Genomic DNA, 23,570 nt, shown 5'->3' with positions numbered 1-23,570 from the left:
CACGCTGGGACCCGACCATAGGGACGGGGGATTTCTCAAGCGTGACCCATTTGTTTCGCCGAAGTTAACCGGCCCGGGTGCGGGACTGGTGCCGGACCCCCGCTCCGGACCCGGGGACGCCCTGCCTCCGCGCCCGGAGACCCCCGCCTCCAGGTCCGGACGACACCCACCTCTCCGCGTACGAAAAGGGGCGCAGTACCGTGGACGGGTGGACAACAGGCAAGCAATCGGATCGTGGCTCTCCGGCCCCCGCGCGGCTGCGGAGGACGCGGGCGTCGACTTCGGATACCGGGGAGAGCAGCTCGGTCTGCCCGAGGAGGGGCCCGGCTCCATCGCCCGGCCCGGCCGCCGGATCGGCGCCATCGCCATCGACTGGGCGCTGTGCATGGTCATCGCGTACGGCCTGCTCGCGCGCGGCAACCCGCAGGCGATGGGCAACTGGGCGCTCGGGCTCCTCTTCGTCATGAGCCTGCTGACCGTCGGCACGGTCGGCAGCACGCCCGGCAAGCGACTCCTCGGCCTGCGTGTCGTCAGCGAGGAGGGCGGCCGCCTCGGCCTCGTCCGTGTCCTCGTCCGCAGCGCGCTGCTGTGCATCGGCATTCCGGCGCTGATCTGGGACCGCGACGGCCGCGGCCTCCACGACCGCCTCGCCCGCGCGGTGCAGGTCCGGATCTAGCCCTCGCGGTGTACGCCGGTCCCTCGCGGTAGACGCTGGTCCTTAGCGGTGGCGGTAGACGCTGATCCTTCGCGGTGGGCGTCGATTCCTCGCGGTATACGTCGATGGGGCGTCCGGAACCGAATCGGTTCCGGACGCCCCATCGACGTATGTGTCCAAGGTCGGACGCCGCTCTCAAGGAGCAGCGGCAGGGTCAGCGCATCTTCGGGCCGCCGCGCGGGATGCGCGCGCCCTTGGGCATGGGTCCCTTGGGCAACGGCATGTTGCTCATCAGGTCCCCCATCGCCTTCAGCCGGTCGTTGGTCGCCGTGACCTGCGGGCCCTGGAGGACCCGCGGCAGCTTCAGGAGCGTGGTGCGGAGCTTCTTCAGCTCGACCTGGCCCTCGCCGTTGCCCACGATCACGTCGTGGACGGGGACGTCCGCGACGATGCGGGCCATCTTCTTCTTCTCGGCGGCCAGCAGCGGCTTCAGCCGGTTCGGGTTGCCCTCGGCGACCAGGACGATGCCGGCCTTGCCGACGGTGCGGTGCACTACGTCCTGGCTGCGGTTCATCGCGATCGCGGGGGTGGTCGTCCAGCCCCGGCCGATCTTGTCGAGCACCGCGGCCGCCGCACCGGGCTGGCCCTCCATCTGCCCGAAGGCGGCACGCTCGGCCCTGCGTCCGAAGACGATCGCCATCGCCAGGAAGGCGAGGATGAAGCCGAGAATGCCCAGGTAGATGGGGTGGTCGAGCCAGAGGCCGATCGCGAGGAAGACACCGAAGGTGACGATTCCCACAGCCGCGATGATGAGACCGATCTTGGAGTCGGCCCGCCGGGTCATCTTGTAGGTCAGAGCGATCTGCTTGAGTCGCCCCGGTTCCGCGGCCGCATCCGCCGCGGTGGTTTCCTTCCTCGCCATGCCGTGAAGTCTACGTGGCCCCGGAGGCGGCTACGACGTGCGGGTTGCCCCGGCCTCTTCCAGCACGCGCTGTGCCTCGACGCGGTCCTTGGCGCGGCGCCGGTCGTCGAGGACGGATGTCCAGGCGTTGCGGCGCGCGGTGCGCTGGCCGCTGCTCATGAGCAGCGACTCGACGGCGCGCAGCGCGTCGGTGACGGACGGGATGGCGGTGGCGCGAACGGGCGCGGCCTGCATGGTGATGCCCTCCGGGGGAGCGACAGTTGACGGGGGAGCGCTGTGAGGGGGGTGCCTGGTTCTGGGGGGGGAAGCCCTCCGGGATCCGGGGAGGGCCCTGCGTACGGAAACGATCTATGTGCTCTGGGTATGGCTGTACGTGCGGTAATTCCAGGGTCACTGATTGGTGTTACCAGGGCGTGACCGACCGGTCAAACACCGATGAAACCTTGACGCGGGCCCCTGAAACGTTGACGCGGCCCCTACGATCCCTTTCACCTGCAGGGATCGTAGGGGCCGCGTCATTACGGTCACTACTGGTCGGTAGTCACTTGTGCGCCGATTCACACAGTGTCTGCGCGCCCGGCATGTGCCCGCGTCACACTGCCTGCGAGGCCACGTACGCGCCGCGCCGCTCGATCGCCATCTGGAACAGCCGCCCCGCGCGGTACGAGGAGCGGACCAGCGGGCCGGACATGACACCGGAGAAGCCGATCTGCTCGGCCTCCTCCTTGAGCTCGACGAACTCGTGCGGCTTGACCCAGCGCTCCACGGGGTGGTGGCGCACCGACGGGCGCAGGTACTGCGTGATGGTGATCAGCTCGCAGCCCGCGTCGTGCAGCTGGCGCAGCGCCTCGCTGACCTCCGCGCGCTCCTCGCCCATGCCGAGGATCAAGTTCGACTTGGTCACCAGACCGGCCTCGCGGGCCTCGGTGATGACCTTCAGGGAGCGCTCGAAGCGGAAGCCCGGGCGGATGCGCTTGAAGATGCGCGGCACCGTCTCCACGTTGTGCGCGAGCACCTCGGGGCGGGAGGAGAAGACCTCGGCGAGCTGGTCCGGCTCCGCGTTGAAGTCGGGGATCAGCAGCTCGACCTTGGTGTGGCCGCCCTCGCGCTCGGCGGTCATCGCGTGGATCTGGCGCACCGTCTCCGCGTACAGCCAGGCGCCGCCGTCCTCCAGGTCGTCGCGGGCGACGCCGGTGATGGTGGCGTAGTTCAGGTCCATCGTGACGACGGACTCGCCGACGCGGCGGGGCTCGTCGCGGTCGAGGGCCTGCGGCTTGCCGGTGTCGATCTGGCAGAAGTCACAGCGCCGCGTGCACTGGTCGCCGCCGATGAGGAACGTGGCCTCGCGGTCTTCCCAGCACTCGTAGATGTTCGGACAGCCCGCCTCCTGGCACACCGTGTGCAGGCCCTCGCTCTTCACGAGCTGCTGCATCTTCGTGTACTCGGGGCCCATTTTCGCCCGGGTCTTGATCCACTCGGGCTTGCGCTCGATGGGGGTCTGGGCGTTCCGGACCTCCAGGCGCAGCATCTTGCGTCCGTCGGGTGCGACTGCGGACACATCGGCTCCCTGAATAGCTGGCGTAACTTCGATTCGTCGGCGCACCCCAGGGTACGCCCGCGATGTCATTGGACTTACTTCTGGCCAACCTCTGGCCCGAGGGGTGCATTCCCGTTCGGGTGCTGAGGCTCGGCCTCGGGCCGGGGCCTGACGCCGCCTCGGGCCGGGGTCCGACGCTAGGCGAGCGCCGTCTCGGGGGTCCCGGCGGGGGCCCCGGCCGCCTCCTGCGCGGGCTTCTCCACCACCCGCGGCTTGAGATCCGCGTTCTCCAGTACGTCCCGCAGGTGCCTCTCGGCCACCGGCAGCACGTCCGCGATCGTGATGTCGCGGCCGACCTCGTGCGCGATCGAGGTCACACCCGCGTCGCGGATGCCGCACGGCACGATCCGGTCGAACCAGGTGTTGTCCGGGTTCACGTTCAGCGCGAAGCCGTGCATGGTCACGCCCTTGGCGACGCGGATGCCGATCGCGGCCACCTTGCGGTCCTCGCGGCGCTGGCCGGCGTTGGAGGGGGCATATTCCGGGCCGTTGAGACGGGGGTCGAACTCGTCGTCCGTCAGCCGCGGGTCGAAGTCGAGACTGAGTCCGCCGAGGGCCGGGCGCGACTCCACCGGATCGCCGAGGACCCATACGCCGCTGCGCCCCTCGACGCGCGTGGTTTCGAGGCCGAACTCGGCACACGTTCGGATAAGTGCGTCTTCCAGACGGCGTACATGTGCTACGACGTCCACCGGACGCGGCAGCTTCTGGATCGGGTAGCCCACGAGCTGGCCCGGACCGTGCCAGGTGATCTTGCCGCCGCGGTCCACGTCCACGACCGGGGTGCCGTCCAGCGGGCGCTCGTTGTCGGCGGTCCTGCGGCCCGCCGTGTACACCGGCGGGTGCTCCAGGAGCAGGCAGGTGTCCGGGACCTCGTCCACGAAGCGGGCGGCGTGCACCCGTCGCTGCTCGTCCCAGGCCTCCTGGTACTCGACGGACTCCGGACCGAATCCCAGCCGGATGAATCGAATCTCGCCCACGGCACGTGCCTCCCTAGAACCATCCGCGTGCACCGGACCCGCGCCGCCCACGGAAACCTTCACCGTGCACGGATCGCGCCCCTGTCACTGTACGTCCGGCGGAAGCCCGTCAGCTCTCCGGCCAATACTCACACGATCGGATGAATGGAGCTTGAAGGTCGCGATGAGGGCCCTCAGCGCCGTTACATTCGCGCCGTTCACGAGGCCATAAGGGCTGCTCAAGGCAGGCCCGGAAGGCAGGAGACCGCACAGCTGATGACGGAACGACCCCCGCAGCGCACCCCCAACCGCCAGCTAGCCGCGCTCATCGCGGAAGCCGGGTTCTCCAATGCGGGCCTCGCGCGCCGCGTCGATCAGCTAGGGCTCGAGCACGGTCTCGATCTCAGGTACGACAAGACATCGGTGACACGCTGGCTCAGAGGCCAGCAGCCCCGCGGCACGACCCCCGCACTGATCGCGGAGGTCTTCACCCGGCGCCTCGGCCGCCGCCTGTCCGCGCAGGACCTCGGGCTCGACGCGTGTGCGCCCGTCTACGCGGGCCTGGAGTTCGCGTCCTCGCCCGAGGAGGCCGTCGACATCGTCGGCGGCCTGTGGCGCAAGGACTCCGGCAGCCACGCCGAGCTGCGCAAGATCGCCTTCACCCCGGCCGGGCTCGTGGTGCCGAGCCGGGACTGGCTGATCGGCCGCGCCGACGAACGCGTCGCCCGCGGCGAGCCGCCGCAGACCCCCCGGGTGCCCCCACAGGGCCGCCCGATCGTCCCCCGGCAGCGCCGCGACACCGACCGGGGGCCCGGCCACCGGGTCACCGGCGGCGACATCGCGGCCCTGCGCTCCGTCGGCGAGCTGTTCCGCGCCCTCGACCACGCCTACGGCGGCGGGCACGCCCGCCAGGCCCTGGTGCGCTATCTGGAGCACGAGGCCGAGCCGATGCTCCGCGGCACCTACGGCGAGCAGGCCGGGCGCCGCCTGTTCGCGGCCGCCGCCGACCTGACCCGGCTCGCGGGCTGGACGTCGTACGACATCGCCGCACACGGGCTCGCCCAGCGGTACTTCGTCCAGGCGCTGCGCCTGTCGCAGGCCGCGGGCGACCGGGCGTACGGCAGTTATGTCCTGGTCACGATGAGCCGCCAGGCCGTCTACCTCGGCCACGGCCGGGAGGCCGTGCAGCTCGCCCGCGTCGCCCAGCAGGGTGTCGGCTCCTCGGCGCCGCCCGTTGTGCAGGCCCTGCTGCACGCCGTCGAGGCGCGCGGGCACGGGGTGCTCGGCGAGGTGCGGGCCTGCTCGGCGTCGATGGTGCGCGCCGAGCGTGCCCTGGAGACCGCCCGGCCCGGCGACGAGGTCCCGTACTGGGCGCGCTTCTTCGACGACGCACAGCTCGCCGACGAGTTCGCGCACTGCAACCGCGACCTCCAGCAGTACCGCGCGGCCGCCCAGCACGCCGAGCGCTCCCTGCAGCTGCGCGCCCCCGGCTACGCCCGCAGCAGGCTCTTCTGCCGCGTCGTCCTGGCCTCCGCGCGCCTCGGCCTCGGCGAGCTGGAACAGGCCTGCCAACTGGGTGCGGAGGCGGCCCAGGCGGCGGGCGAGATGCGGTCGGTGCGGGCGGTGGAGTACGTACGCGACTTCGAGCGCCGCCTGGAGCCGTACCGGGACGCGGCGCCCGTGCGCGGGTACCGCGACCGGGTCGCGGCGCTGGGCTAGTGGGGACGGGGGCGGGCCCGCCCGGTCCGCCCCCTCGCGTGCACCCACGGCGGCGCCCGCGCGGCGAGCCGTTCCGACGGCGCCGGGCTCACCGCAAACGGGCGACCGCCGGGGGCCCCAACGCCACGTCCCACGTGGCGAGGTCGTCCAGGTCCCCGCGCAGGGCGGCGCCCTCGCTGCCGATGGACCGCATCGGCAGCGGGATCGACGCGGGCACCGCGCCGACCCGCACCCCGTCCGCGTACAGGACCGTGCTGTTCTCCGTGGCCACCCAGGTCAACCGGGTCCACCGGTCCAGTGGCAGCGTGTACGGGAAACTGAAATCGGCCTCTCCGTAGCGCGTGAGGCCCACGCGTCCGGTGCCGTGCTGCATCAGCTTCAGCGCTCCGGCCCTGGAGCTGAGCAGCACCTGGTCGCCGGTCCTGGCCGACGGCCGGACCAGGACCGACACCGTCCAGGGCGCGGCCACGTCCCCACCGCCGAAGCCGACCCCGTCCCGGTCCGAGTCGAAGCGCCAGGCCTGCCCGTGCTCGCCGGGCACGGGCGTGGGGTTGTCGATGATGTACGAGGTGCCGGGCAGGTCGCCCGCGACGTCCGCGGCGAAGATCGTGTTGCCGGGACTCCCGGCGTACGTCCAGCCCTTCGGGTACGCGGCGTCGTCGAAGGTCCAGTGGTGGCTCGGGCGGTCCGTCACCCGGGGCCGCGTCCACGCGGGCGTGGTGTCCGGGGGATCGCCGACGCGCTCCACGCGCGCGTGGAAGGCGGTCACGGTGTCCGGCGTCGGGGAGCCGTTCCAGGTGCGGTCGGCCAGGATCGCGCGGGGGCCCGCCAGGTGCTGCTCGAAGTATCCGTCGTCGGCCCAGAAGTTGTAGTCCGCCCAGTTCACGACGCCGGAGCCGAGCATGTCGGGGGCGCTGCTGGGCGTCCAGGAGTCGTACATCCAGGGCTCGTCGGGGTACTTGTGGTGGTAGTTGTTCGGCGTGTTGTAGAAGGGGCCGATGGCGATCTCGTCATGGCCCGGAATGGCGGGCTCCGCTCCGGTGCCCTCCCAGGTGAGGAAGACGACGGGGGCGTGCACGCGCTGCTGCGGCGCGGGCAGATGCTCGGAGCCGTTGTAGACGGCCGTGCGCCTGCCGTGCGAAGTGACCACGTCGTCCAGGGTGTTGATGTACCGGTTGAGCAGGTCACCCAGGGTGGCGACGTCCGGCGCGGCGGCCAGGTGCTCCTTGACCCGCGGGCACTCGGCGAGCTGACCCGGCACCTCCTCCGCGCCGATCGAGAACAGCGGCGCGTCGAACCAGCCCGCGAACTCGTCGACGATCTCCTTGCTCTTGGCAATCGCCTTCTCGCTGGTCATGTCGATGATCCAGTCGGGCGTGAGGTGGGAGTGCGTATGGGCGCCCGTGCACGCGCCCGGCCCCGCACCGAAGCCGATGCCGAACGCCTCGTTGATCACCGTGGCGTGGCCGGGCAGCTCCAGGCCCGGCATCAGCTGTACGTGATGGCGCGCGGCGAAGGCCTTCAGGTCCTCGATGTCGGCGCGGCTGTAGCTGTGCTCGGGGTCGGCGAGGCCGGGGAACCGCGGGCTGTACAGCCGGAAGCCCTCGGACTCCGAGAGGTGCAGGAACAGGGTGTTGAGCTTCTGGTCGCCCATCCTGCGGATCAGGTTCTTCAGATACGGGATCCGCCAGTACTTGCGGCCCGCGTCCAGGTGGGTCATGCGGATCGCCTGCGTGGGCCGGTCGACCGAGCGGGCGCGCGGGACGGCGCGGTGGTCGGGGGCGGTGGTGCGCAGGAGCTGGAGGAGCGTGCGGGTGCCGTAGTACAGGCCGTGGGTGGAGGCGGCGGTGACGCGGACGGGGCCCGCGCTGTCGAAGCGGTAGCCCTCGGCGCCCAGGTCGTCGGCGGCGGTGCGGCTCCGCGCGGCGCCGAGGGCGAGGCTGATGTCGTCCCGGTCCGGTCGCCCGCCCGCGACGATGCGCGGGGTCAGGCCGGTGACCTGCTTGATCTCCGTACGCAGCCGGGTCGCGAGCGCGTGGACCGACTGGCGTGCGGGGCCCGGGAATTCGGCCCGGCCGGACGGCAGCGCGGTGGCCGACGCCTGCCGCGGGTCGATCAGGATGCGGGTGCGGGGGGTGAGTTCGGTGCGGCCGGGGAGCGGGGTCCAGTGGGTGGGGCGGGGGACGAGGGACGGGAGGGTGTCGTCCGGCGGTGGTGCGTCGTGCCCGGCGTCCGGCTGCGGTGCGCCCTGGCCGTCGTCCGGACGGGGTGGGGCCTGGCCGTCGGCGTGGGCGGTCGGCGCCGCCAGAGATCCCATGAATAGGCCCAGGATGAGAGTGATCACCGGCAAGGTGCGACGCACGTCTGTCCTCCCGCGGCTCGGTGGTCCGGTGCCCGGATCCGCTGGGACGGTAGTGGCGTAGGGGGTCGGTGACAAGACCGCGGGATGGTTGAAGCCCCCGCGTGGGGGGCGCGGGGGCTTAGGGGGAGCCGGCCCGACGAGTCGGACAGGTCCGATGAGTGAGGCCCTGGGGGCGGGGCCTCAGGCGGCTGCGGGCAGTGACTCCTCCGTGGCGGCAGGCTGGATGCCGAGGTCGGCCAGCGCGGCGTGCGCCGCCCTGCGCCCGGAGTGCAGCGCGCCCTGCACCGTGCTGGTGTCGCGGTGGTCGCCGCACACGTAGAGCCCCGCCAGCAGCCGCACGGGGCGGCGCAGATCGTGCGGCGGCGGCATCGCGGGCACCGCCTCGCGCGTGTGGTGCACGGCAAGCAGCTCCCAGCGGTCGGTCGGCGTGCCGTACAGCTCCGCGAGGTGGCGCGGCACGGACCGGTCCAGGTCGTCCGGGGGCGTGCCGAGGACGGTCGAGGACACCAGGGTCCGGCCCGCGGGGGCGCGGGTGGGGTCGACGTGGCTGACGACGGCCGTGTGGGCGACCGGGCCCCGGCGGTCGGCGTCCAGGAGGAGCGCGGGCTCGGCGAGCGGCGGCTCCGGGGCCGCGTGGTGGACCACGGTGACCGGGTGGAACGGCGGTACGCGCAGGCCGGGAAGGAGTTCGGCGGCGGCGCGTGCGTCGGTGGCCAGCAGGACCCCGGCGCAGGACAGCTCGCCGTGCTCGGCGGTGGTCACGCGGTTCGCGGACACCGAGGTGACGCGTACGCCGGTGCGTACGGTCCCGGGCGGCAGCGCGGCCGTGAGCAGCTCCGGCAGGGCGTCCGCGCCGCCCTCGGGCAGGCACAGGCGGCCACGCGCGAAGGCGTGCAGGGCGAGGTCGGCGCACCGGCTCGACGTCGTCAGGTCCGGGTCGCACAGCAGCGCCGAGAGCAGCGGGCGCAGGAACCCCTCGATCGTGCGCGCGGGCAGCCCGCGCGCGGACAGGCCCTGGGCGGCCGGTAGTTCGGGGCGCGCGAGCAGCCGCCGCACGGGGGTCGCCGCGATCCGGGCGAGCGCCGCGCCGAGGCGGGCCTGGTCGAGTGCGCCGCCCAGGGGCGCGGTGCGGGACAGGGGCCGGGAGGGGCGGGGGGCGGTCCTGAACGGGGGGCGGGGCGGGGAACCCGGGCCCGTGCGCGGGGGCCGCGGCACCCGCGGGGCGCTCGCGAGGGCGCGTGCCGCCGTGAGTGCGCCCCTTGCGCTCCGTCCAGCGCTCGGCTCCGCCACGCGGTGATGCCTGCCGGCGCTGTGCACCAGCAGTCCGGGGGCGAAGGGGCGCAGAACGAGTGCGTCCAGACCGGGCGTGTGGCGCAGTTCCGGATACGACGTCGTCAGGAGCTGCCCGATTCTGTCGAGCCGGAAGCCGTCCACCTTCTCGGTGGACATCCGGCCGCCGACGTAAGGGGCGGCCTCCAGGACAACGGTCGTTACACCGGCGCTGGTCAGCCGGTGGGCGGCCGACAGTCCCGCGACCCCGGCTCCCACGATGACGACATCCACATGGTGCGCAGGCTCTGGCACGTGCTCCTCCCGGAGGTTGCGCGGCTCGCTCGACTGCTGGGGAGCCTTATGCCCTCAAGAGGGTGGCGGAATCCCCGAGTTCCGGTTGAGGGTAGGAGCCTGGACGGCCGTTGGGAGACGCGCATGGACCGGGCATGGACGCACGGTGGTCGCACGGTGGGGCGGGGGTGATCGGGGGCGAGGGCCGGGTGGGTGGGCCGCGCCCTTCGGGCGGGCGTGCTTTGGTCCGGCGGGTGGGGTGCGGCCCCTCGGGCGGGCGTGCTTCGGTTCGGCGGGTGGGGTGCGGTCTCGGGCGGGCGTGCTTTGGTCCGGCGGGCGGGGTGCGGCCCTCGGGCGGGCGTGCTCCCCGCCGTCAGGCCAGCGCCGCCCTGACCGCGTCCTCGATGCCGGGGTGGGTGAACGCGAACCCGGACTCCGTCAGACGTGCCGGAAGGACCCGCTGGCTGCCGAGGACGTCCCCCGCCATCTCGCCGAGGACGACGCGCAGCGCGGGCGCGGGCGCGGTGAACACCGTCGGGCGGTGCAGCACGCGCCCCATGGTGGCCGTCACCTCGCGGTTGGTGACCGGCTCCGGTGCCGTCAGGTTGAACGGCCCCGACAGGTCGTCCCGCGCGAGCAGATGCCGCAGCGCCGCCACCTCGTCGTACAGCGCGATGAAGCTCCAGTACTGCCGGCCGTTGCCGAGCCGCCCGCCGAGACCCGCCTTGAAGAGCGGGAACATCCGCCCCCAGGCACCGCCCCCGCGCGCGACGACCAGACCGGTGCGCGTGAACACCGTGCGCACGCCCGCGTCCTGGGCCGGGGCGGCCGCCCGCTCCCAGTCCACGCACATCGACGGCAGGAACCCCTCTCCGGGAGGCGCGGTCTCGTCCACCGGGCGCTGACCGGTGTCTCCGTAGTAGCCGATCGCGCTGCCGTTCAGGAACACCCGGGGCGGCTCGTCGAGGGCGGCCACGGCGGTCGCGAGTGTCCGGGTGCCGAGCACCCTGCTGTCGTGGAGCTCGCGCTTGTACGCGTCGTTCCAGCGCCGGTCACCGATCCCGGCGCCCGCCAGGTTCACGACGGCGTCGCAGCCCGCGAGCCCCGCGGCGTCCACGTACCCCTGCTCGGGGTCCCAGCGCACCTCGTCCGGCGTGCGCGGGGCGCGGCGCACGAGACGTACCACCTCGTGGCCCTCGTCGGACAGTGAGCGCGTGAGTGCGGAGCCGATGAGGCCGGAGGCGCCGGACACGGCGACGCGGACCGGCTTCTTCGGGGGCTCCGCCGGACTGGCCGGCTCCGGGGACGACGAGTGCTGCTCCATGGGGCCATCCTGCCGTGAAAGGGACGGTTGTGCCGTCGTACGCCCGCCGTACAGTGGCGCTCATGCAGCAGACGTACATACGCACCGCGCGGGCCGACGACGATGACGCCCTGGCCCGCATGGACCGCGCCAACTGGTCCACTGTGCACTCCGTGCAGCCACGTCCGCAGCCGCCCTACGAGCCGTTCTTCACCGACCGCTTCGGCCCCCGCGACCACTTGGTCGCCGAGCTGGACGGGCGCGTCGTCGGCTACATCAGGCTCGGGTTCCCGACGCCGCTGGCCGTGCACGCGCACGTGCGCCAGATCCTCGGGTTCGTCGTCGCCGACGAGGTGCGCGGCAAGGGCGTGGGGCGCGGGCTGCTCCAGGCCGTGGTCGCGGAGGCCCGCCGCCAGGGCGCGCGCCGCATCACCCTGCGGGTCCTCGGGCACAACACCCCGGCGCGCACGCTCTACGAGTCGGAGGGGTTCGTGACCGAGGGCGTGCTGCCCGGCGAGTTCCTCCTGGACGGCCAGTACGTGGACGACGTGCTGATGGGCCGCCCGCTCTGACCCCGGGCCGCCGGGGCCCCGGGGACCGCTCTCCGGGGCGGCGGGACCAGCACACCTGACGGACCGGCCCGGCGTGCGCCCGCCACGCGCGCGTAGGAGCGTGGACACGTCCTCCGCCGAGCGTGGGGCTTGTGCCGAGCGTGGCCACGGCTCGTGCCGAGCGTGGGGCTTGTGCTGAGGGCGCACACGGCTGCCGCGAGCGTGGGCACGTCCTCCGGTCCGCCGGGAAGGAGCACCGATGATCAGGGCCGCGGCCAGGCGGCGGCGCAGCGCCCGGGAGGCGGGCTGGCCCCGTGGCGCGCCGACGCCTTCCTGGGCGCGCTGGCCCGCGCCGGTGCTGCTGGTCGTGACCTGCGTGATCCAGTACGTGACGCCCAAGACGCTCGACCTGAGCTTCCTGCTCGCCGCCGTGCCGCCGCTCGCCGCCCTCGCCTATGGGCCCGCGGCCACCGCGCTCCTGGGCGGCACCGTCCTGCTGCTGCTCTCCCTGCCGAACTACGACCTGGGGCACCCGGGCCAGAGCGACACCGCGACCGTCGCCTTCGTGGCGGTGCTCAGCGTGCTCTTCGCCTGGGTGCGCAGCCGCCGCGACGCCCAGCTCGTCACGGTCCGCACGGTCGCGGAGGCGGCCCAGTTCGCGGTCCTGCCGCCACTGCCGGAACGTGTGGGTCCGGTGCGCTGCGCGGGCCTGTACCGGGCGGCGCAGCGCGGCACCCTGGTCGGCGGCGACCTCTTCGACGTCCGCAGGGGGCCCTGCGGGGTGCGGGCCCTGGTCGGCGATGTGCAGGGGCACGGGCTCGCGGCCGTCGGGACCGTCGCGGCGCTGCTCGGCGCCTTCCGGGAGGCGGTCCTCGACCAGGGCGACCTGGAGGGGGTCGCCGCGCGGCTCGACCGGCGCCTGGTCATCGACTCCGAAGACGCCGAACACGGTGCGCCCGGCGAACTCTTCGCCACCGCCGTCCTCCTGGAGTTCGGCCCTGCGGCCGGCGAACTGCGCCTCGTCTCCTGCGGCCACCCGCCGCCCCTGCTCCTTCGCGACGGCGCGGTCACCGAACTCGACGTCACCCCCGGCCCGCCCCTGGGGCTCGGCATCGCGGGGGTGGCACCGCCCGAGCCGGTCGTCGTCGGCCTCAAGCCCGGTGACTGGCTGCTGACCGTGACGGACGGCGTGACCGAGGCGCGGGACGCGTCCGGGACCTTCTATCCACTGGTGGAGCGGCTGCCCGCGTTCTTCGCGGCGGAGCGGCACGATCCGGCCGCCTTCACGGACGCGATCTGGAGCGATCTGGTCCGGTTCTCCGGCGGGGTGCGGGACGACGTGGCGCTGTTGGTGTTCGTGGTGGAGGAGGGAGCGGGGAGCGTGGCGGGGGTGTAGGGGGCTGCGGGTCGGCGTTCGCCGCGGGCGGCCTTCCCGGCGGCCACCTCGGCGCGGGGCACGGGGCAGTCACCGGCGGCCAGGGTGTGCGGCCGTCGGTCCTACCTCTCCAGGAGCCGGAGGCCGCCCGTCAGCTCGCGCAGGCAGCGGACCGCCAGTTCCGCGGGGGAGCGGGGGCCGTGCGGCGGCTCGTCCGTGGTGGCCCAGGTCTCCAGGGCGATCCGGATGGCGTCGGTGGCGGCCGCGGCGGCGAGCCGCACCTCCAGCTCGTCGGCGCCCTCGCCCACGAGCCGGGCGAGCACCGGAACCAGCTGCTCCTCGGACTCCTGGTTGACCCGGTACCAGACCGCGCGCAGGGCCGGGTCGTCCTGAGCGGCGCGCAGCAGGCCGCGGGTCCACTCCAGGGCCTCGTCGGCCCGCGTGTCGACCGGCGTGAGGGCCTCGGCGATGGAGCGTTCGAGGGCGGTCGGCACCCCGGCGTCCAGGTCCGCGAGGCGGGCCCGCCACTCGGCGGCGCCCACGGCGAGGAGCGGCGCGACCGCGTCCTGCTTGTTGCGGAAGTAGCGGTAGAAGGTGCGCAGCGCCACGCCCGCACGGTGCGCGATCTCCTCGGCCGTGGTGCCGTCCGGGCCCTGCTCGGCGAAGAGTTCGGCGGCGGCGCGGGCGATGTCGAGCTGCGTGGCCGCCTTGCGGCGCTCGGTCAGCGAGGGGCGGGTCGGCTGCGGCGCTCGCGCGGGGTGCGGCGGTTGGGTGCTCACGTTCGAAGCCTACGCGGGGCCGCGTCGGAATTCACGAAATGACGCTATGGCAAAACGTGCCATGAGGGCGTACATTGAAATCAGATGGACCGTGCCGGGCCCGCGCTGGGCCCGGCCCCCCGCCCTGCGGCTGATCGGAGAGACCCATGAACCTCACGCGTTACGCGGACCGCCGCGCCCTCGTCACCGGCGGCGGCTCGGGCATCGGCCAGGCCACCGTGCTGCGCCTGCTCGCGGAGGGCGGCACGGTCGTGGCCGCCGACGTCAGCGAGGCGGGCCTGAAGGACACAGAGCAGAAGGCGGGCGCCGACGCCGGCCGGCTGACGACGCTCGTGGTCGACGTGGCGGACGAGTCGTCGGTGTGCGCGGGCGTGGCCGCCGCCGTCGCCGCGCTGGGCGGCCTGGACGTGCTGGTCAACGCGGCGGGAGTGCTGCGCTCCTCGCACACGCACGAGACCAGCCTCGACTCCTTCGAGCAGGTGCTCCGGATCAACCTGACCGGCACGTTCCTGATGATCCGCGAAGCCATCCCGGCCCTGCTGCAGGGCAAGGACGCGGCCGTGGTCAACTTCAGCTCCACCTCGGCGGCGTTCGCCCATCCGTACATGGCCGCGTACGCGGCCAGCAAGGGCGGAATCCAGTCCATGACCCACGCCCTCGCGAGCGAGTACGCGAAGCGGGGCATCCGCTTCACCGCGATCCAGCCCGGCTCCATCTCCAGCGGCATGACCGACGGCAGCGGCGCCAGCGGGCGGAGCAGCGGGCCGGGCCTGCCCGAGGACGCCGACATGAGCCTGTTCACGAAGCTGGCCCCGGCGATCGGCCAGGGCTTCGCGGGCCCGGAGACGGTGGCGTCCGTCGTCGCGATGCTCGCGTCCGAGGACGGCGGCTTCATCACGGGCACGGAGATACGGGTGGACGGGGGCACGCACTTCTGAGGCGCGGGCGTCTGATGCACGGGACGGCGCGGGGCGACACCTCGACGTGGTGATCGCCGAGGACGCGCCGGGCGCGGGAGGTGCCCCGGGCGAAGGCGGGGGAACGTCAGCGTGCCGCGAACCGCTCCCACAGCTTCGGGTAGCGCTCCGCGAGGGTGCGGTCGTCCTCGAAGTCGATCGGGGTGCCCTCCGGCTCCGGCGGGGCGGGCGCGATACCGAGGTCGGGGGCGACGACGCCGGTCATCCGCTCGTAGGCCTCGTCGGCGGCGTAGCCGAGTTCCTCGCCGTCGCCGTCGATCTCGTCGTCGAACTCGTCGAGGAGTTCCGCCAGCGAGTCCGGGTCGTGCACGGCGCCCTCGAAGACCTCCCGGCCCTGCCCGATCAGCCAGCACCGGAAGTAGTCGAAGGCGTCGTCGCTCGCCCCGTCGAGCACGATCCAGGCGGCGCCCCACAGATCCCAGCGATAGGCGCGGTTGTAGCGGGCCTCGAAGTGCCGCGCGAAGTCCAGGACGGCGTCCGGGTCGTACTCGAGGAGCTTGTCGATCACCAGCTCGGCCTGGTCCTCGGGGTCGCCCTCGGCGGCCTCGCGGGTGCTGTCCACGATCTCCCAGAACTCCGTCTCGTCCATCACGGGTCAAGCATCGGTCCTGGGGGGTGGGGGCGCACGCGGAGTGCGCCGGAATGCTGCTGTGTCGTTATGCGTGCACATGCCCGTGGAAAGACCGACAGGAGGTGTCGGCATTCGCTGCGAGGCTCCGCGTATGGAGAAGACACAGCAGTCGGCAGGCCTGGCGAGCGGAGCGGAGAGCGCAGTGACGAGGAAGCCGGAATCCAGGGAGAGCGGGGCGACGGGGGCGGCAGGGGCAGCCGAGACGGCGGGGGCAGCTGGGCCGGTCAGGGCGACCGAGGTGGCTGAGTCGACCGAGGTGGCCGAGGTGGCCGGGGCGCCCCGGGCAGCGGGGTCGGGGGACGGCCTGGCAGGGAAGGTCGCGCTGGTGGCGGGGGCCACGCGCGGGGCCGGGCGGGCCATGGCGGTGGAGCTGGGCCGTGCCGGGGCGACCGTGTACGTGACGGGGCGGACGACGCGGCAGCACACCAGCGAGGTCGGCCGGACCGCGGAGACCATCGAGGGCACGGCGGAGCTCGTCAGCGCGGCGGGCGCAGCGGCGGGGACGGGCGGTACGGGGATCGCGGTGCCGACGGACCACCTCGACCCGGAGCAGGTGCGGGCGCTGGTCGAGCGGATCGAGCGGGAGCAGGGCCGCCTCGACATCCTGGTCAACGACATCTGGGGAGGTGACGTGCATGTCGAGTGGGACAAGAAGATGTGGGAGCACGACCTGGACAAGGGCCTGCGGATCATCCGCCTGGGCATGGAGACGCACATCGTCACCAGCCGCTTCGCGCTGCCGCTCCTTGTCCGCAACCCCGGCGGGCTCGTCGTCGAGGTGACCGACGGCACCGCCGAGTACAACGAGCGCTACCGCAAGCCGTTCTACTACGACCTGGCGAAGGCGGCCCCGCTGCGGATGGCCCGGGCGCTCGCGGAGGAAGTGAAGGAGTACGACTGCACGGCGCTGTGCCTGACGCCGGGCTGGCTGCGCTCGGAGGCGATGCTCGACACCTACTTCAAGGTCACCGAGGACGACTGGATGGCGGGCTGCAAGCAGGACCCGCACTTCGCGATCTCCGAGACGCCGACGTTCGTGGGCCGGGCCCTGGTCGCGCTCGCCACCGACCCCGAGGTGGCGCGGTGGAACGGCGCGTCCCTGTCCAGCGGCGGCCTCGCCAAGGAGTACGGCTTCACGGACGTGGACGGCTCGGCGCCGGACGCGTGGCGGTACATCACGGAGGTGGACCAGGAGAGCAAGGAGGCGGACGTGACGGGCTACCGGTAGAGCGCGGGCCACTGGTGAGCACGGGCCACTGGTAGAGCGCGGGATACCGGTAGAGCACGGCTATCGGTAGAGCGCGGCCATGCGGGTGGCCGTCGCCGCGAGGCGGTCCCGCAGCTCCGGCGGTCCCAGGACCTCCACCTCCGGGCCCAGCGTGAGGAGTTGGGAGTAGGCGACCACGGCGGACTCGACGGGCAGGGTGATGGTGACCCAGCCCCGCTCGTCGGGTTCGGCGTCCGTCAGGGCCTCGTGGGCGGCGGCGCGGTCGGTGACGTAGGGGAGTTGGCGGGCGCCGTCGGGGGACAGGCGCAGGACGGCGTTGTCGCGCAGGATGGCGCGGGCGAACTGGGCGGCGCGCTCCTCCCAGAAGCCGGGGAGGTCGAAGTCCTCGTCGCGCGCGAAGCGGTCGTCGCCGGAGGGTTCGACGGAGGTGAAGCGGTCGATGCGGTAGACGCGGTAGGAGCCGGAGTCCGGGACGCGGGCGCACAGGTACCAGACGCCGGCCTTCAGGACGAGGCCGTAGGGCTCCAGCTCGCGGCCGACCTCGGAGTCCTGGCGGCGGTAGCGGGCGATCAGGCGGCGGTCGTCCCACACGGCGTCCGCGACGGCGGGCAGCAGGTCCGGGGCCGGGGTCTCCTGGAACCAGCCGGGGGCGTCCAGGTGGAAGCGCTGGCTGGCGCTCTGGGAAGCGTCGCGCAAGGAGGGGAGCAGGGCGGCGGAGACCTTCAGACGGGCGGCGGACGCGGCGTCCTCCAGGCCCATCTCGCGCAGCGCGCCCGGGACTCCGGACAGGAACAGCGCCTCCGCCTCGCTGCGGGCCAGACCCGTCAGCCGGGTCCGATATCCCCCGATGAGGCGGTAGCCCCCGGTCCGCCCCCGGTCCGCGTACACCGGCACGCCCGCCTCCGACAGCGCCTGCGCGTCCCGCGTGATGGTGCGCTCCGAGACCTCGAGCTCCTCCGCGAGCTCGGCGGCGGTCATGGAGGCCCGCGCCTGAAGCAGTAGCACCATCTTGATGAGCCGGGCAGCGCGCATGCCCCCATGATGCCGGGTGCCCGGCACCGGGGCTGGGCCGGGGCGAAGGGGGTGCCCGGCGCCGCGGGGTCCGCCTGCGCCCACCCTTCCCCCAGCTCTCGGTTTCGCTCGAGCAGGGGATGCCCCTGTCGCCCTCTGGGCGGCCCAGCCGCCCACCGGCCGGGGTGGGGCAAGGGCGCAGCCCAGAGGGGCGGCCCCGGGTCCGACGGTCATGGGCGGGTGGGTGGGTGAAACCCGCCGCGGAGCGGCGGGGGACAGTTGCCGCGACGGCAACGCAAGAGTGGGGCCCCGTCACGAAGACGGGACCCCACCCTGCGTACCGAGCCGGAGGCTTGCCCCCGTACTGAGCCGGAGGCTTACAGGCCGTACTTGGCCCGGGCCTCCTTCACAGAGGCAGCAGGCACGACGCCTTGCGCGGCGAGCCGGGCCAACGCGGCGACGACGATCGATTCGGCGTCGACGCCGAAGTGGCGGCGGGCCGCGTCACGGGTGTCGGACAGGCCGAACCCGTCGGCGCCGAGCGAGGAGTAGTCCTGCTCGACCCACTGGGCGATCTGGTCCGGGACCTGACGCATGTAGTCGGAGACCGCGAGGACGGGCCCCTCGGCACCCTGCAGCGCCTGCCGGACGTACGGCACCCGCTCCTCGCCGCGCAGCAGCGCCGCGTCGGCCTCCAGGGCGTCGCGCCGCAGCTCGGTCCAGGAGGTCGCGGACCACACGTCGGCGGCCACGCCCCACTCCTCGGCGAGCATCTTCTGGGCCTTGAGGACCCAGTGGATGGCGGTACCCGAACCGAGGAGCTGGATCCGCGCGGCGTTGGCGGCGGGTGAAAGCCCGGCCGTCTCCGCCGTGTTGAAGCGGTACAGACCCTTCACGATGCCCTCGTCGACACCTGCGGGCTTCGCGGGCTGCGGCATGGGCTCGTTGTAGACGGTCAGGTAGTAGAAGACGTTCTTGTCCTCGCCGGGCGCCCCCTCGCCGTACATGCGGCGCAGGCCTTCCTTGACGATGGCGCCGATCTCGTAGGCGAACGCGGGGTCGTACGAGAGCGCGGCCGGGTTCGTCGCGGCGATCACCGGCGAGTGCCCGTCGGCGTGCTGCAGACCCTCGCCGGTGAGGGTGGTGCGCCCGGCGGTGGCGCCGATGAGGAAACCGCGGCCGAGCTGGTCGCCGAGCTGCCACATCTGGTCGGCGGTCCGCTGCCAGCCGAACATCGAGTAGAAGATGTAGAAGGGGATCATCGCCTCGCCGTGCGTCGCGTACGACGACGAAGCGGCGATGAAGTCCGCCATCGAACCGGCCTCGGTGATGCCCTCGTTGAGGATCTGGCCGTTCTTGGCTTCCTTGTAGTACATGAGCTGGTCGCGGTCGACCGGGTCGTACGTCTGCCCCTTGGGCGAGTAGATGCCGAGCGAGGGGAACAGCGACTCCATGCCGAAGGTGCGGGCCTCGTCCGGGACGATGGGGACCCAGCGCTTGCCGGTCTCCTTGTCGCGTACGAGATCCTTCAGCAGCCGTACGAGCGCCATGGTCGACGCCACGTTCTGCGAGCCGGAGCCCTTGTCGAAGGCGGCGAAGACCTTGTCGGCGGCGGCGGGCAGCGGCGCGAGGGCGTGCGTGCGGCGGGCCGGGGCCGGGCCGCCGAGGGCGGCACGGCGCTCCTGGAGGTAGCGCACCTCGGGGGAGTCGGCGCCGGGGTGGCCGTAGGGCACGACGCCGTCGACGAAGTCGCTGTCGCTGATCGGGAGCTCAAGAAGGTCACGCATGTTCTTGAACTCGTCGGTCGTGAGCTTCTTCATCTGGTGGTTCGCGTTCTTGGACGCGAAGCCGTCACCGAGGGTGAAGCCCTTGACGGTCTGCGCCAGGATGACGGTCGGCGCGCCCTTGTGGGACAGCGCGGCCTTGTACGCGGCGTAGACCTTGCGCGGCTCGTGGCCACCGCGCGACAGGTGGAAACACTCGAGGATCTTGTCGTCGGAGATCAGCTTCGCCAGCTCGACGAGCGCCGGGTCCGACCCGAAGAAGTCCTGCCGGATGTAGGCGGCGTCACGCGTCTGGTACGTCTGCACCTGCGCGTCCGGGACCTCGCGCAGTCGGCGGACCAGGGCGCCCGTGGTGTCGAGCGCGAACAGCTCGTCCCAGGCGTTGCCCCACAGCGACTTCACGACGTTCCAGCCGGCGCCGCGGAACTGGGCCTCCAGCTCCTGCACGATCTTGAAGTTGGCGCGGACCGGGCCGTCGAGGCGCTGCAGGTTGCAGTTGATGACGAAGGTGAGGTTGTCCAGCTCCTCACGCGCGGCCAGGGCGAGGGCCGCCGTCGACTCCGGCTCGTCCATCTCGCCGTCGCCGAGGAACGCCCACACGTGCGAGGACGAGACGTCCTTGATGCCGCGGTTGGTGAGGTACCGGTTGAAGCGGGCCTGGTAGATCGCGGAGAGCGGGCCGAGGCCCATCGACACGGTCGGGAACTCCCACAGCCAGGGCAGGCGGCGCGGGTGCGGGTAGGACGGCAGGCCGTCGCCGCCGGCCTCCTGGCGGAAGTTGTCGAGCTGCTGCTCGCCGAGGCGTCCGTCGAGGAAGGCGCGGGCGTAGATGCCGGGCGATGCGTGGCCCTGGATGTACAGCTGGTCGCCGGAGCCGGGGGAATCCTGGGATTCCTTCCCGTGGAAGAAGTGGTTGAAGCCCGTCTCGTACAGCCAGGCCGCCGACGCGAAGGTGGCGATGTGGCCGCCGACGCCGTGCTTGGCGCCGCGGGTGACCATCGCGGCCGCGTTCCAGCGGTTCCACGCGGTGATCCGGGACTCCATCGCCTCGTCGCCGTCGATGACGGGCTCGGCGGCGGTCGGGATGCTGTTGACGTAGTCCGTCTCAAGAAGCTTCGGCAGGGCCAGGCCCGCGCCCTCGGCGCGCTCCAGCGTGCGGCGCATCAGGTACGCGGCACGGTGCGGCCCGGCCGCCTTGGTCACGGCGTCCAGGGAGGCCTGCCATTCGGCGGTCTCCTCCGGGTCGCGGTCCGGGAGCTGGTCGAGCTCGCTCGGCTGGATGCGGGGGTCGGTCATGACGCCGCCTTCCTGAGTCGGACGGGGTGCCCGGGCCCGAGTGCGGGCCGGGTCCCTAAACGGAAAGGGTCGGGGGTGCCCTTGGTCTTTGGCAGGACAGGGCGAGGGCCCTGGTGAGGGCCCGTCGTCGACTGTAAGCCCGCGATCGATGATCGATCAAAGTCTTGAAGGGAAAACTTCCTCAGATCGACAAAAGTGGGCACAGGGTGCCGCACCGGAGGGCACGGAGTGCCTTCAAATCGAAGGATTTACGCAGGTGGGGCGACGTATGAGCAGCCTCGCCCAAAAATGAGCGCGCCCCCGGCGGCGCCCGGCCCCGAACCCTCAGGCGCGCGGCGCGCACCCCAGCACATGCGCCTTCACCAGCTCCGCGATCGCGGGGTCGCGCCGGCGGAACGCCGAGACCAGGGCCTCGTGCTCCTCCGCGTACGACTGCTGGACCGTGCCCAGCCACCGGATGGACAGCGCGGTGAAGACCTCGATGCCGAGCCCCTCCCAGGTGTGCAGGAGCACGGAGTTGTGCGCGGCCCGCACCAGCTCCCGGTGGAACCCGACGGTGTGCCGCACCTGCCCGGTCCCGTCCGCGTCCCGGTCGGCCTCGTACAGGGCCGCCACGTGGGGTTCCAGCGCCGAGCAGTCCTCGGCGAGCCGCTCGGCGGCCAGCTCGGCGGCGATGGCCTCGAGACCGGCCCGGACGGGGTAGCTCTCCTCCAGGTCGGCGGCGGTCAAGTTCCGTACCCGCACGCCCTTGTTGGGCGCGGACTCGATCAGCCGCAGCGACTCCAGCTCCCGCAACGCCTCCCGCACCGGCGTCTGACTCACCTCGAGCTCCACGGCGATCCGCCGCTCCACGATCCGCTCACCCGGCTTCCAGCGCCCGCTCACGATGCCTTCCACGATGTGCTCGCGAATCTGTTCGCGCAGCGAGTGAACGACGGGGGCGGTCATGTGGGCTCCTAGGTCAGGACAGCGACCTCTAGACAATACGGCTGTGCCCCTGTCCGGAAACCTCCGGACAGGGGCACAGCCGCTGATGAGACGAGTGTTACAGCCGTATGCGGGCGATTACAGGCCGAGCTCGACCTCGAACTCGCCCGCCTCCAGGATGGCCTTGACCGTCGTCAGGTAGCGGGCGGCGTCGGCGCCGTCCACCAGACGGTGGTCGTAGGAGAGCGTCACGTACGTCATGTCCCGCACCGCGATGGTCTCGCCGAGGTCGGGGTGGTTGATGACGACCGGGCGCTTGACGGTGGCACCGATGCCCAGGATGCCCACCTGGTTCGGGGGCACGATGATCGTGTCGAACAGGGCGCCGCGCGAGCCGGTGTTGGAGATGGTGAACGTCGCACCGGACAGCTCGTCCGGCGTGATCTTGCTCGCCCGGACCTTGTTGGCCAGGTCGGCGGTCGCCTTGGCGATACCGGCCAGGTTGAGGTCACCGGCGCCCTTGATGACCGGGGTCATCAGGCCCTTCTCGGAGTCCACGGCGATGCCGATGTTCTCCGAGTCGAAGTACGTGATGGTGCCCTCGTCCTCGTTGATGCGGGCGTTGACGACCGGGTGGGCCTTCAGCGCCTGCGCCGCAGCCTTGACGAAGAACGGCATCGGGGACAGCTTGACGCCCTCGCGGGCGGCGAAGGAGTCCTTGGCCGCGGCACGGAGCTTCATCAGCTTCGTGATGTCGACCTCGACCACGCTGGAGAGCTGGGCCTGGCCGTGCAGCGCCTTCATCATGTTGTCGCCGATGACCTTGCGCATGCGGGTCATCTTGACCGTCTGACCGCGCAGCGGGGACGCCTCGATGACCGGGCCCTTAGACGCGGCCGCGGCCGCGGGAGCCGCGGCGGCCGGGGCGGCGGCAGCGGCCGGAGCCGCGGCCTTCGCGGCCTCGGCGGCGGCGAGCACGTCCTGCTTGCGGATGCGACCGCCGACCCCGGTGCCCTTGACCGAGCCCAGGTCGACGCCGTTCTCCGAGGCGAGCTTGCGCACCAGCGGGGTGACGTACGCGCCGTCGTCCGCCGGGGTGACCGGGGCCGGGGCGGCCGGAGCCACCGGGGCCGCGGCCTGGACCGGCGCCGGGGCGGCAGCGGCGGGCTGGGCCGGAGCGGCCGGAGCCACAGGCGCGGCCGGGGCCACCGGAGCGGCCGGAGCGGCGGGGGCGGCCGGAGCCGGAGCGGCCGGAGCCGGAGCGGCGGCCGGAGCCGCCGGGGCGGCAGCCGGAGCGGCGGCAGGCGCGGCACCAGCGGCACCGATGACGGCGAGCTTGGCGCCGACCTCGGCGGTCTCGTCCTCGGCGACGCTGATCTCGAGCAGCACGCCCGAGACCGGCGACGGGATCTCGGTGTCGACCTTGTCCGTGGAGACCTCGAGGAGGGGCTCGTCGGCCGAGACCTCCTCGCCGACCTCCTTCAGCCAGCGGGTGACGGTGCCCTCGGTGACGGACTCGCCGAGCGCGGGCAGGGTGACCTCGGTACCCTCGGCGGCGCCACCGGCGGGGGCAGCGGGCGCCTCAGCCGGAGCGGCGGGGGCGGCCGGGGCCTCGGCCACGGGGGCCGGGGCGGGCTCGGCGGCCGGGGCAGGCTCGGCGGCCGGGGCCGGAGCCGCGGCCGGAGCGCCCGAGCCGTCGTCGATGACGGCCAGCTCGGCGCCGACCTCGACGGTCTCGTCCTCGGCGACCTTGATGGAGGCCAGGATGCCGGCGGCGGGGGAGGGGATCTCGGTGTCGACCTTGTCGGTCGAGACCTCGAGCAGCGGCTCGTCGGCCTCGACACGCTCGCCCTCGGCCTTCAGCCAGCGGGTGACAGTGCCTTCAGTGACGCTCTCACCGAGCGCCGGAAGGGTTACGGAAACCGACATGG

The 23,570-nt window shown here is 72.7% G+C and carries 19 protein-coding genes; 6 read left to right on the top strand and 13 right to left on the bottom strand.

Translation table 11 applies throughout. The features are described 5' to 3' along the window. Positions 1 to 208 precede the first annotated feature (208 nt). Complete coding sequence (locus IE274_RS18755; RefSeq protein ID WP_190116928.1) at positions 209 to 676, top strand: RDD family protein; 468 nt, start codon at positions 209 to 211, stop codon at positions 674 to 676. Between the two features lie 193 nt (positions 677 to 869). Here IE274_RS18755 and IE274_RS18750 read toward each other — a convergent pair whose 3' ends face one another. The 4 genes from IE274_RS18750 to lipB all read right to left on the bottom strand — a co-directional run bounded on the left by IE274_RS18750 (position 870) and on the right by lipB (position 4,154). Continuing rightward, complete coding sequence (locus IE274_RS18750; protein ID WP_190116927.1) at positions 870 to 1,577, bottom strand: DUF4191 domain-containing protein; 708 nt, start codon at positions 1,575 to 1,577, stop codon at positions 870 to 872. A 30-nt stretch (positions 1,578 to 1,607) separates the two neighbouring features. After that, positions 1,608 to 1,811 carry an SCO2195 family GlnR-regulated protein gene (locus IE274_RS18745; RefSeq protein ID WP_190116926.1) on the bottom strand — a complete coding sequence of 68 codons (204 nt, stop codon included), beginning with the start codon at positions 1,809 to 1,811 and terminating at the stop codon, positions 1,608 to 1,610. 358 nt (positions 1,812 to 2,169) lie between these two features. Next, positions 2,170 to 3,135: a lipoyl synthase gene (locus IE274_RS18740; RefSeq protein ID WP_190116925.1), complete on the bottom strand. Its 966-nt coding sequence runs from the start codon at positions 3,133 to 3,135 to the stop codon at positions 2,170 to 2,172. A 176-nt stretch (positions 3,136 to 3,311) separates the two neighbouring features. Then, on the bottom strand, positions 3,312 to 4,154 hold the full coding sequence (gene lipB / locus IE274_RS18735; protein ID WP_190116924.1) for a lipoyl(octanoyl) transferase LipB: 843 nt from the start codon (positions 4,152 to 4,154) through the stop codon (positions 3,312 to 3,314). Positions 4,155 to 4,409: 255 nt separating this feature from the next. Here lipB and IE274_RS18730 point away from each other — a divergent pair, with 255 nt between their 5' ends. Then, complete coding sequence (locus IE274_RS18730; protein ID WP_190116923.1) at positions 4,410 to 5,852, top strand: NsdA family TPR-like regulatory protein; 1,443 nt, start codon at positions 4,410 to 4,412, stop codon at positions 5,850 to 5,852. A gap of 88 nt (positions 5,853 to 5,940) precedes the next feature. Here IE274_RS18730 and IE274_RS18725 read toward each other — a convergent pair whose 3' ends face one another. From IE274_RS18725 to IE274_RS18715, 3 genes are all read right to left on the bottom strand, one after another. Next, positions 5,941 to 8,169: a family 20 glycosylhydrolase gene (locus IE274_RS18725; protein ID WP_190116922.1), complete on the bottom strand. Its 2,229-nt coding sequence runs from the start codon at positions 8,167 to 8,169 to the stop codon at positions 5,941 to 5,943. Between the two features lie 225 nt (positions 8,170 to 8,394). Then, the gene (locus tag IE274_RS18720; protein ID WP_190116921.1) at positions 8,395 to 9,798 is read right to left on the bottom strand and encodes an NAD(P)/FAD-dependent oxidoreductase; all 1,404 of its coding nucleotides are present in this window, start codon (positions 9,796 to 9,798) and stop codon (positions 8,395 to 8,397) included. Positions 9,799 to 10,150: 352 nt separating this feature from the next. After that, the gene (locus IE274_RS18715; protein WP_190116920.1) at positions 10,151 to 11,101 is read right to left on the bottom strand and encodes a TIGR01777 family oxidoreductase; all 951 of its coding nucleotides are present in this window, start codon (positions 11,099 to 11,101) and stop codon (positions 10,151 to 10,153) included. A gap of 62 nt (positions 11,102 to 11,163) precedes the next feature. On the opposite strand from IE274_RS18715, the gene IE274_RS18710 reads away from it, so the two are divergent. Further along, positions 11,164 to 11,652: a GNAT family N-acetyltransferase gene (locus IE274_RS18710; RefSeq protein ID WP_190116919.1), complete on the top strand. Its 489-nt coding sequence runs from the start codon at positions 11,164 to 11,166 to the stop codon at positions 11,650 to 11,652. 238 nt (positions 11,653 to 11,890) lie between these two features. After that, positions 11,891 to 13,027 carry a PP2C family protein-serine/threonine phosphatase gene (locus IE274_RS18705; protein ID WP_190116918.1) on the top strand — a complete coding sequence of 379 codons (1,137 nt, stop codon included), beginning with the start codon at positions 11,891 to 11,893 and terminating at the stop codon, positions 13,025 to 13,027. A 101-nt stretch (positions 13,028 to 13,128) separates the two neighbouring features. On the opposite strand, the gene IE274_RS18700 is transcribed toward IE274_RS18705, so the two are convergent. Continuing rightward, entirely contained in the window at positions 13,129 to 13,785 is a 657-nt protein-coding gene (locus IE274_RS18700; protein ID WP_190116917.1) for a TetR/AcrR family transcriptional regulator, read from the bottom strand. A gap of 146 nt (positions 13,786 to 13,931) precedes the next feature. Here IE274_RS18700 and IE274_RS18695 point away from each other — a divergent pair, with 146 nt between their 5' ends. Continuing rightward, complete coding sequence (locus tag IE274_RS18695; RefSeq protein WP_190116916.1) at positions 13,932 to 14,723, top strand: SDR family NAD(P)-dependent oxidoreductase; 792 nt, start codon at positions 13,932 to 13,934, stop codon at positions 14,721 to 14,723. A gap of 106 nt (positions 14,724 to 14,829) precedes the next feature. Here the strand turns inward: IE274_RS18695 and IE274_RS18690 are convergent, their stop codons facing one another. Then, positions 14,830 to 15,351 carry a DUF4240 domain-containing protein gene (locus tag IE274_RS18690; RefSeq protein ID WP_190117064.1) on the bottom strand — a complete coding sequence of 174 codons (522 nt, stop codon included), beginning with the start codon at positions 15,349 to 15,351 and terminating at the stop codon, positions 14,830 to 14,832. Positions 15,352 to 15,697: 346 nt separating this feature from the next. Here IE274_RS18690 and IE274_RS18685 point away from each other — a divergent pair, with 346 nt between their 5' ends. After that, on the top strand, positions 15,698 to 16,621 hold the full coding sequence (locus IE274_RS18685; RefSeq protein ID WP_233102885.1) for an SDR family oxidoreductase: 924 nt from the start codon (positions 15,698 to 15,700) through the stop codon (positions 16,619 to 16,621). A gap of 60 nt (positions 16,622 to 16,681) precedes the next feature. Here the strand turns inward: IE274_RS18685 and IE274_RS18680 are convergent, their stop codons facing one another. From IE274_RS18680 to sucB, 4 genes are all read right to left on the bottom strand, one after another. After that, positions 16,682 to 17,653 carry a helix-turn-helix transcriptional regulator gene (locus IE274_RS18680; RefSeq protein WP_190116915.1) on the bottom strand — a complete coding sequence of 324 codons (972 nt, stop codon included), beginning with the start codon at positions 17,651 to 17,653 and terminating at the stop codon, positions 16,682 to 16,684. A 356-nt stretch (positions 17,654 to 18,009) separates the two neighbouring features. Beyond that, positions 18,010 to 20,712: a pyruvate dehydrogenase (acetyl-transferring), homodimeric type gene (aceE, locus tag IE274_RS18675; protein ID WP_190116914.1), complete on the bottom strand. Its 2,703-nt coding sequence runs from the start codon at positions 20,710 to 20,712 to the stop codon at positions 18,010 to 18,012. Positions 20,713 to 21,036: 324 nt separating this feature from the next. After that, the gene (locus IE274_RS18670; protein ID WP_190116913.1) at positions 21,037 to 21,660 is read right to left on the bottom strand and encodes a GntR family transcriptional regulator; all 624 of its coding nucleotides are present in this window, start codon (positions 21,658 to 21,660) and stop codon (positions 21,037 to 21,039) included. A 117-nt stretch (positions 21,661 to 21,777) separates the two neighbouring features. Then, a complete protein-coding gene (gene sucB / locus IE274_RS18665; protein WP_190116912.1) occupies positions 21,778 to 23,568 on the bottom strand; it encodes a 2-oxoglutarate dehydrogenase, E2 component, dihydrolipoamide succinyltransferase in 1,791 nt (596 codons plus the stop codon). Between the last annotated feature and the right edge of the window lie 2 nt (positions 23,569 to 23,570).

Origin of the sequence: Streptomyces flavofungini, assembly GCF_014650815.1 — a bacterium.
GTDB classification, from domain to species: domain Bacteria; phylum Actinomycetota; class Actinomycetes; order Streptomycetales; family Streptomycetaceae; genus Streptomyces; species Streptomyces flavofungini.
Note: the sequence above shows the minus strand (reverse complement) of the source record. Positions and strands in the feature narration are given on the sequence as shown.

Coding starts and splice junctions, on each gene's coding strand:
- IE274_RS18745 (WP_190116926.1), bottom strand. CDS start 1,811: ATGCAGGCCGCGCCCGTTCGCGCCACCGCCATCCCGTCCGTCACCGAC.
- IE274_RS18670 (WP_190116913.1), bottom strand. CDS start 21,660: ATGACCGCCCCCGTCGTTCACTCGCTGCGCGAACAGATTCGCGAGCAC.
- IE274_RS18725 (WP_190116922.1), bottom strand. CDS start 8,169: ATGGGATCTCTGGCGGCGCCGACCGCCCACGCCGACGGCCAGGCCCCA.
- IE274_RS18710 (WP_190116919.1), top strand. CDS start 11,164: ATGCAGCAGACGTACATACGCACCGCGCGGGCCGACGACGATGACGCC.
- IE274_RS18690 (WP_190117064.1), bottom strand. CDS start 15,351: ATGGACGAGACGGAGTTCTGGGAGATCGTGGACAGCACCCGCGAGGCC.
- IE274_RS18695 (WP_190116916.1), top strand. CDS start 13,932: ATGAACCTCACGCGTTACGCGGACCGCCGCGCCCTCGTCACCGGCGGC.
- IE274_RS18750 (WP_190116927.1), bottom strand. CDS start 1,577: ATGGCGAGGAAGGAAACCACCGCGGCGGATGCGGCCGCGGAACCGGGG.
- aceE (WP_190116914.1), bottom strand. CDS start 20,712: ATGACCGACCCCCGCATCCAGCCGAGCGAGCTCGACCAGCTCCCGGAC.
- IE274_RS18715 (WP_190116920.1), bottom strand. CDS start 11,101: ATGGAGCAGCACTCGTCGTCCCCGGAGCCGGCCAGTCCGGCGGAGCCC.
- IE274_RS18680 (WP_190116915.1), bottom strand. CDS start 17,653: ATGCGCGCTGCCCGGCTCATCAAGATGGTGCTACTGCTTCAGGCGCGG.
- IE274_RS18705 (WP_190116918.1), top strand. CDS start 11,891: ATGATCAGGGCCGCGGCCAGGCGGCGGCGCAGCGCCCGGGAGGCGGGC.
- IE274_RS18730 (WP_190116923.1), top strand. CDS start 4,410: ATGACGGAACGACCCCCGCAGCGCACCCCCAACCGCCAGCTAGCCGCG.
- sucB (WP_190116912.1), bottom strand. CDS start 23,568: ATGTCGGTTTCCGTAACCCTTCCGGCGCTCGGTGAGAGCGTCACTGAA.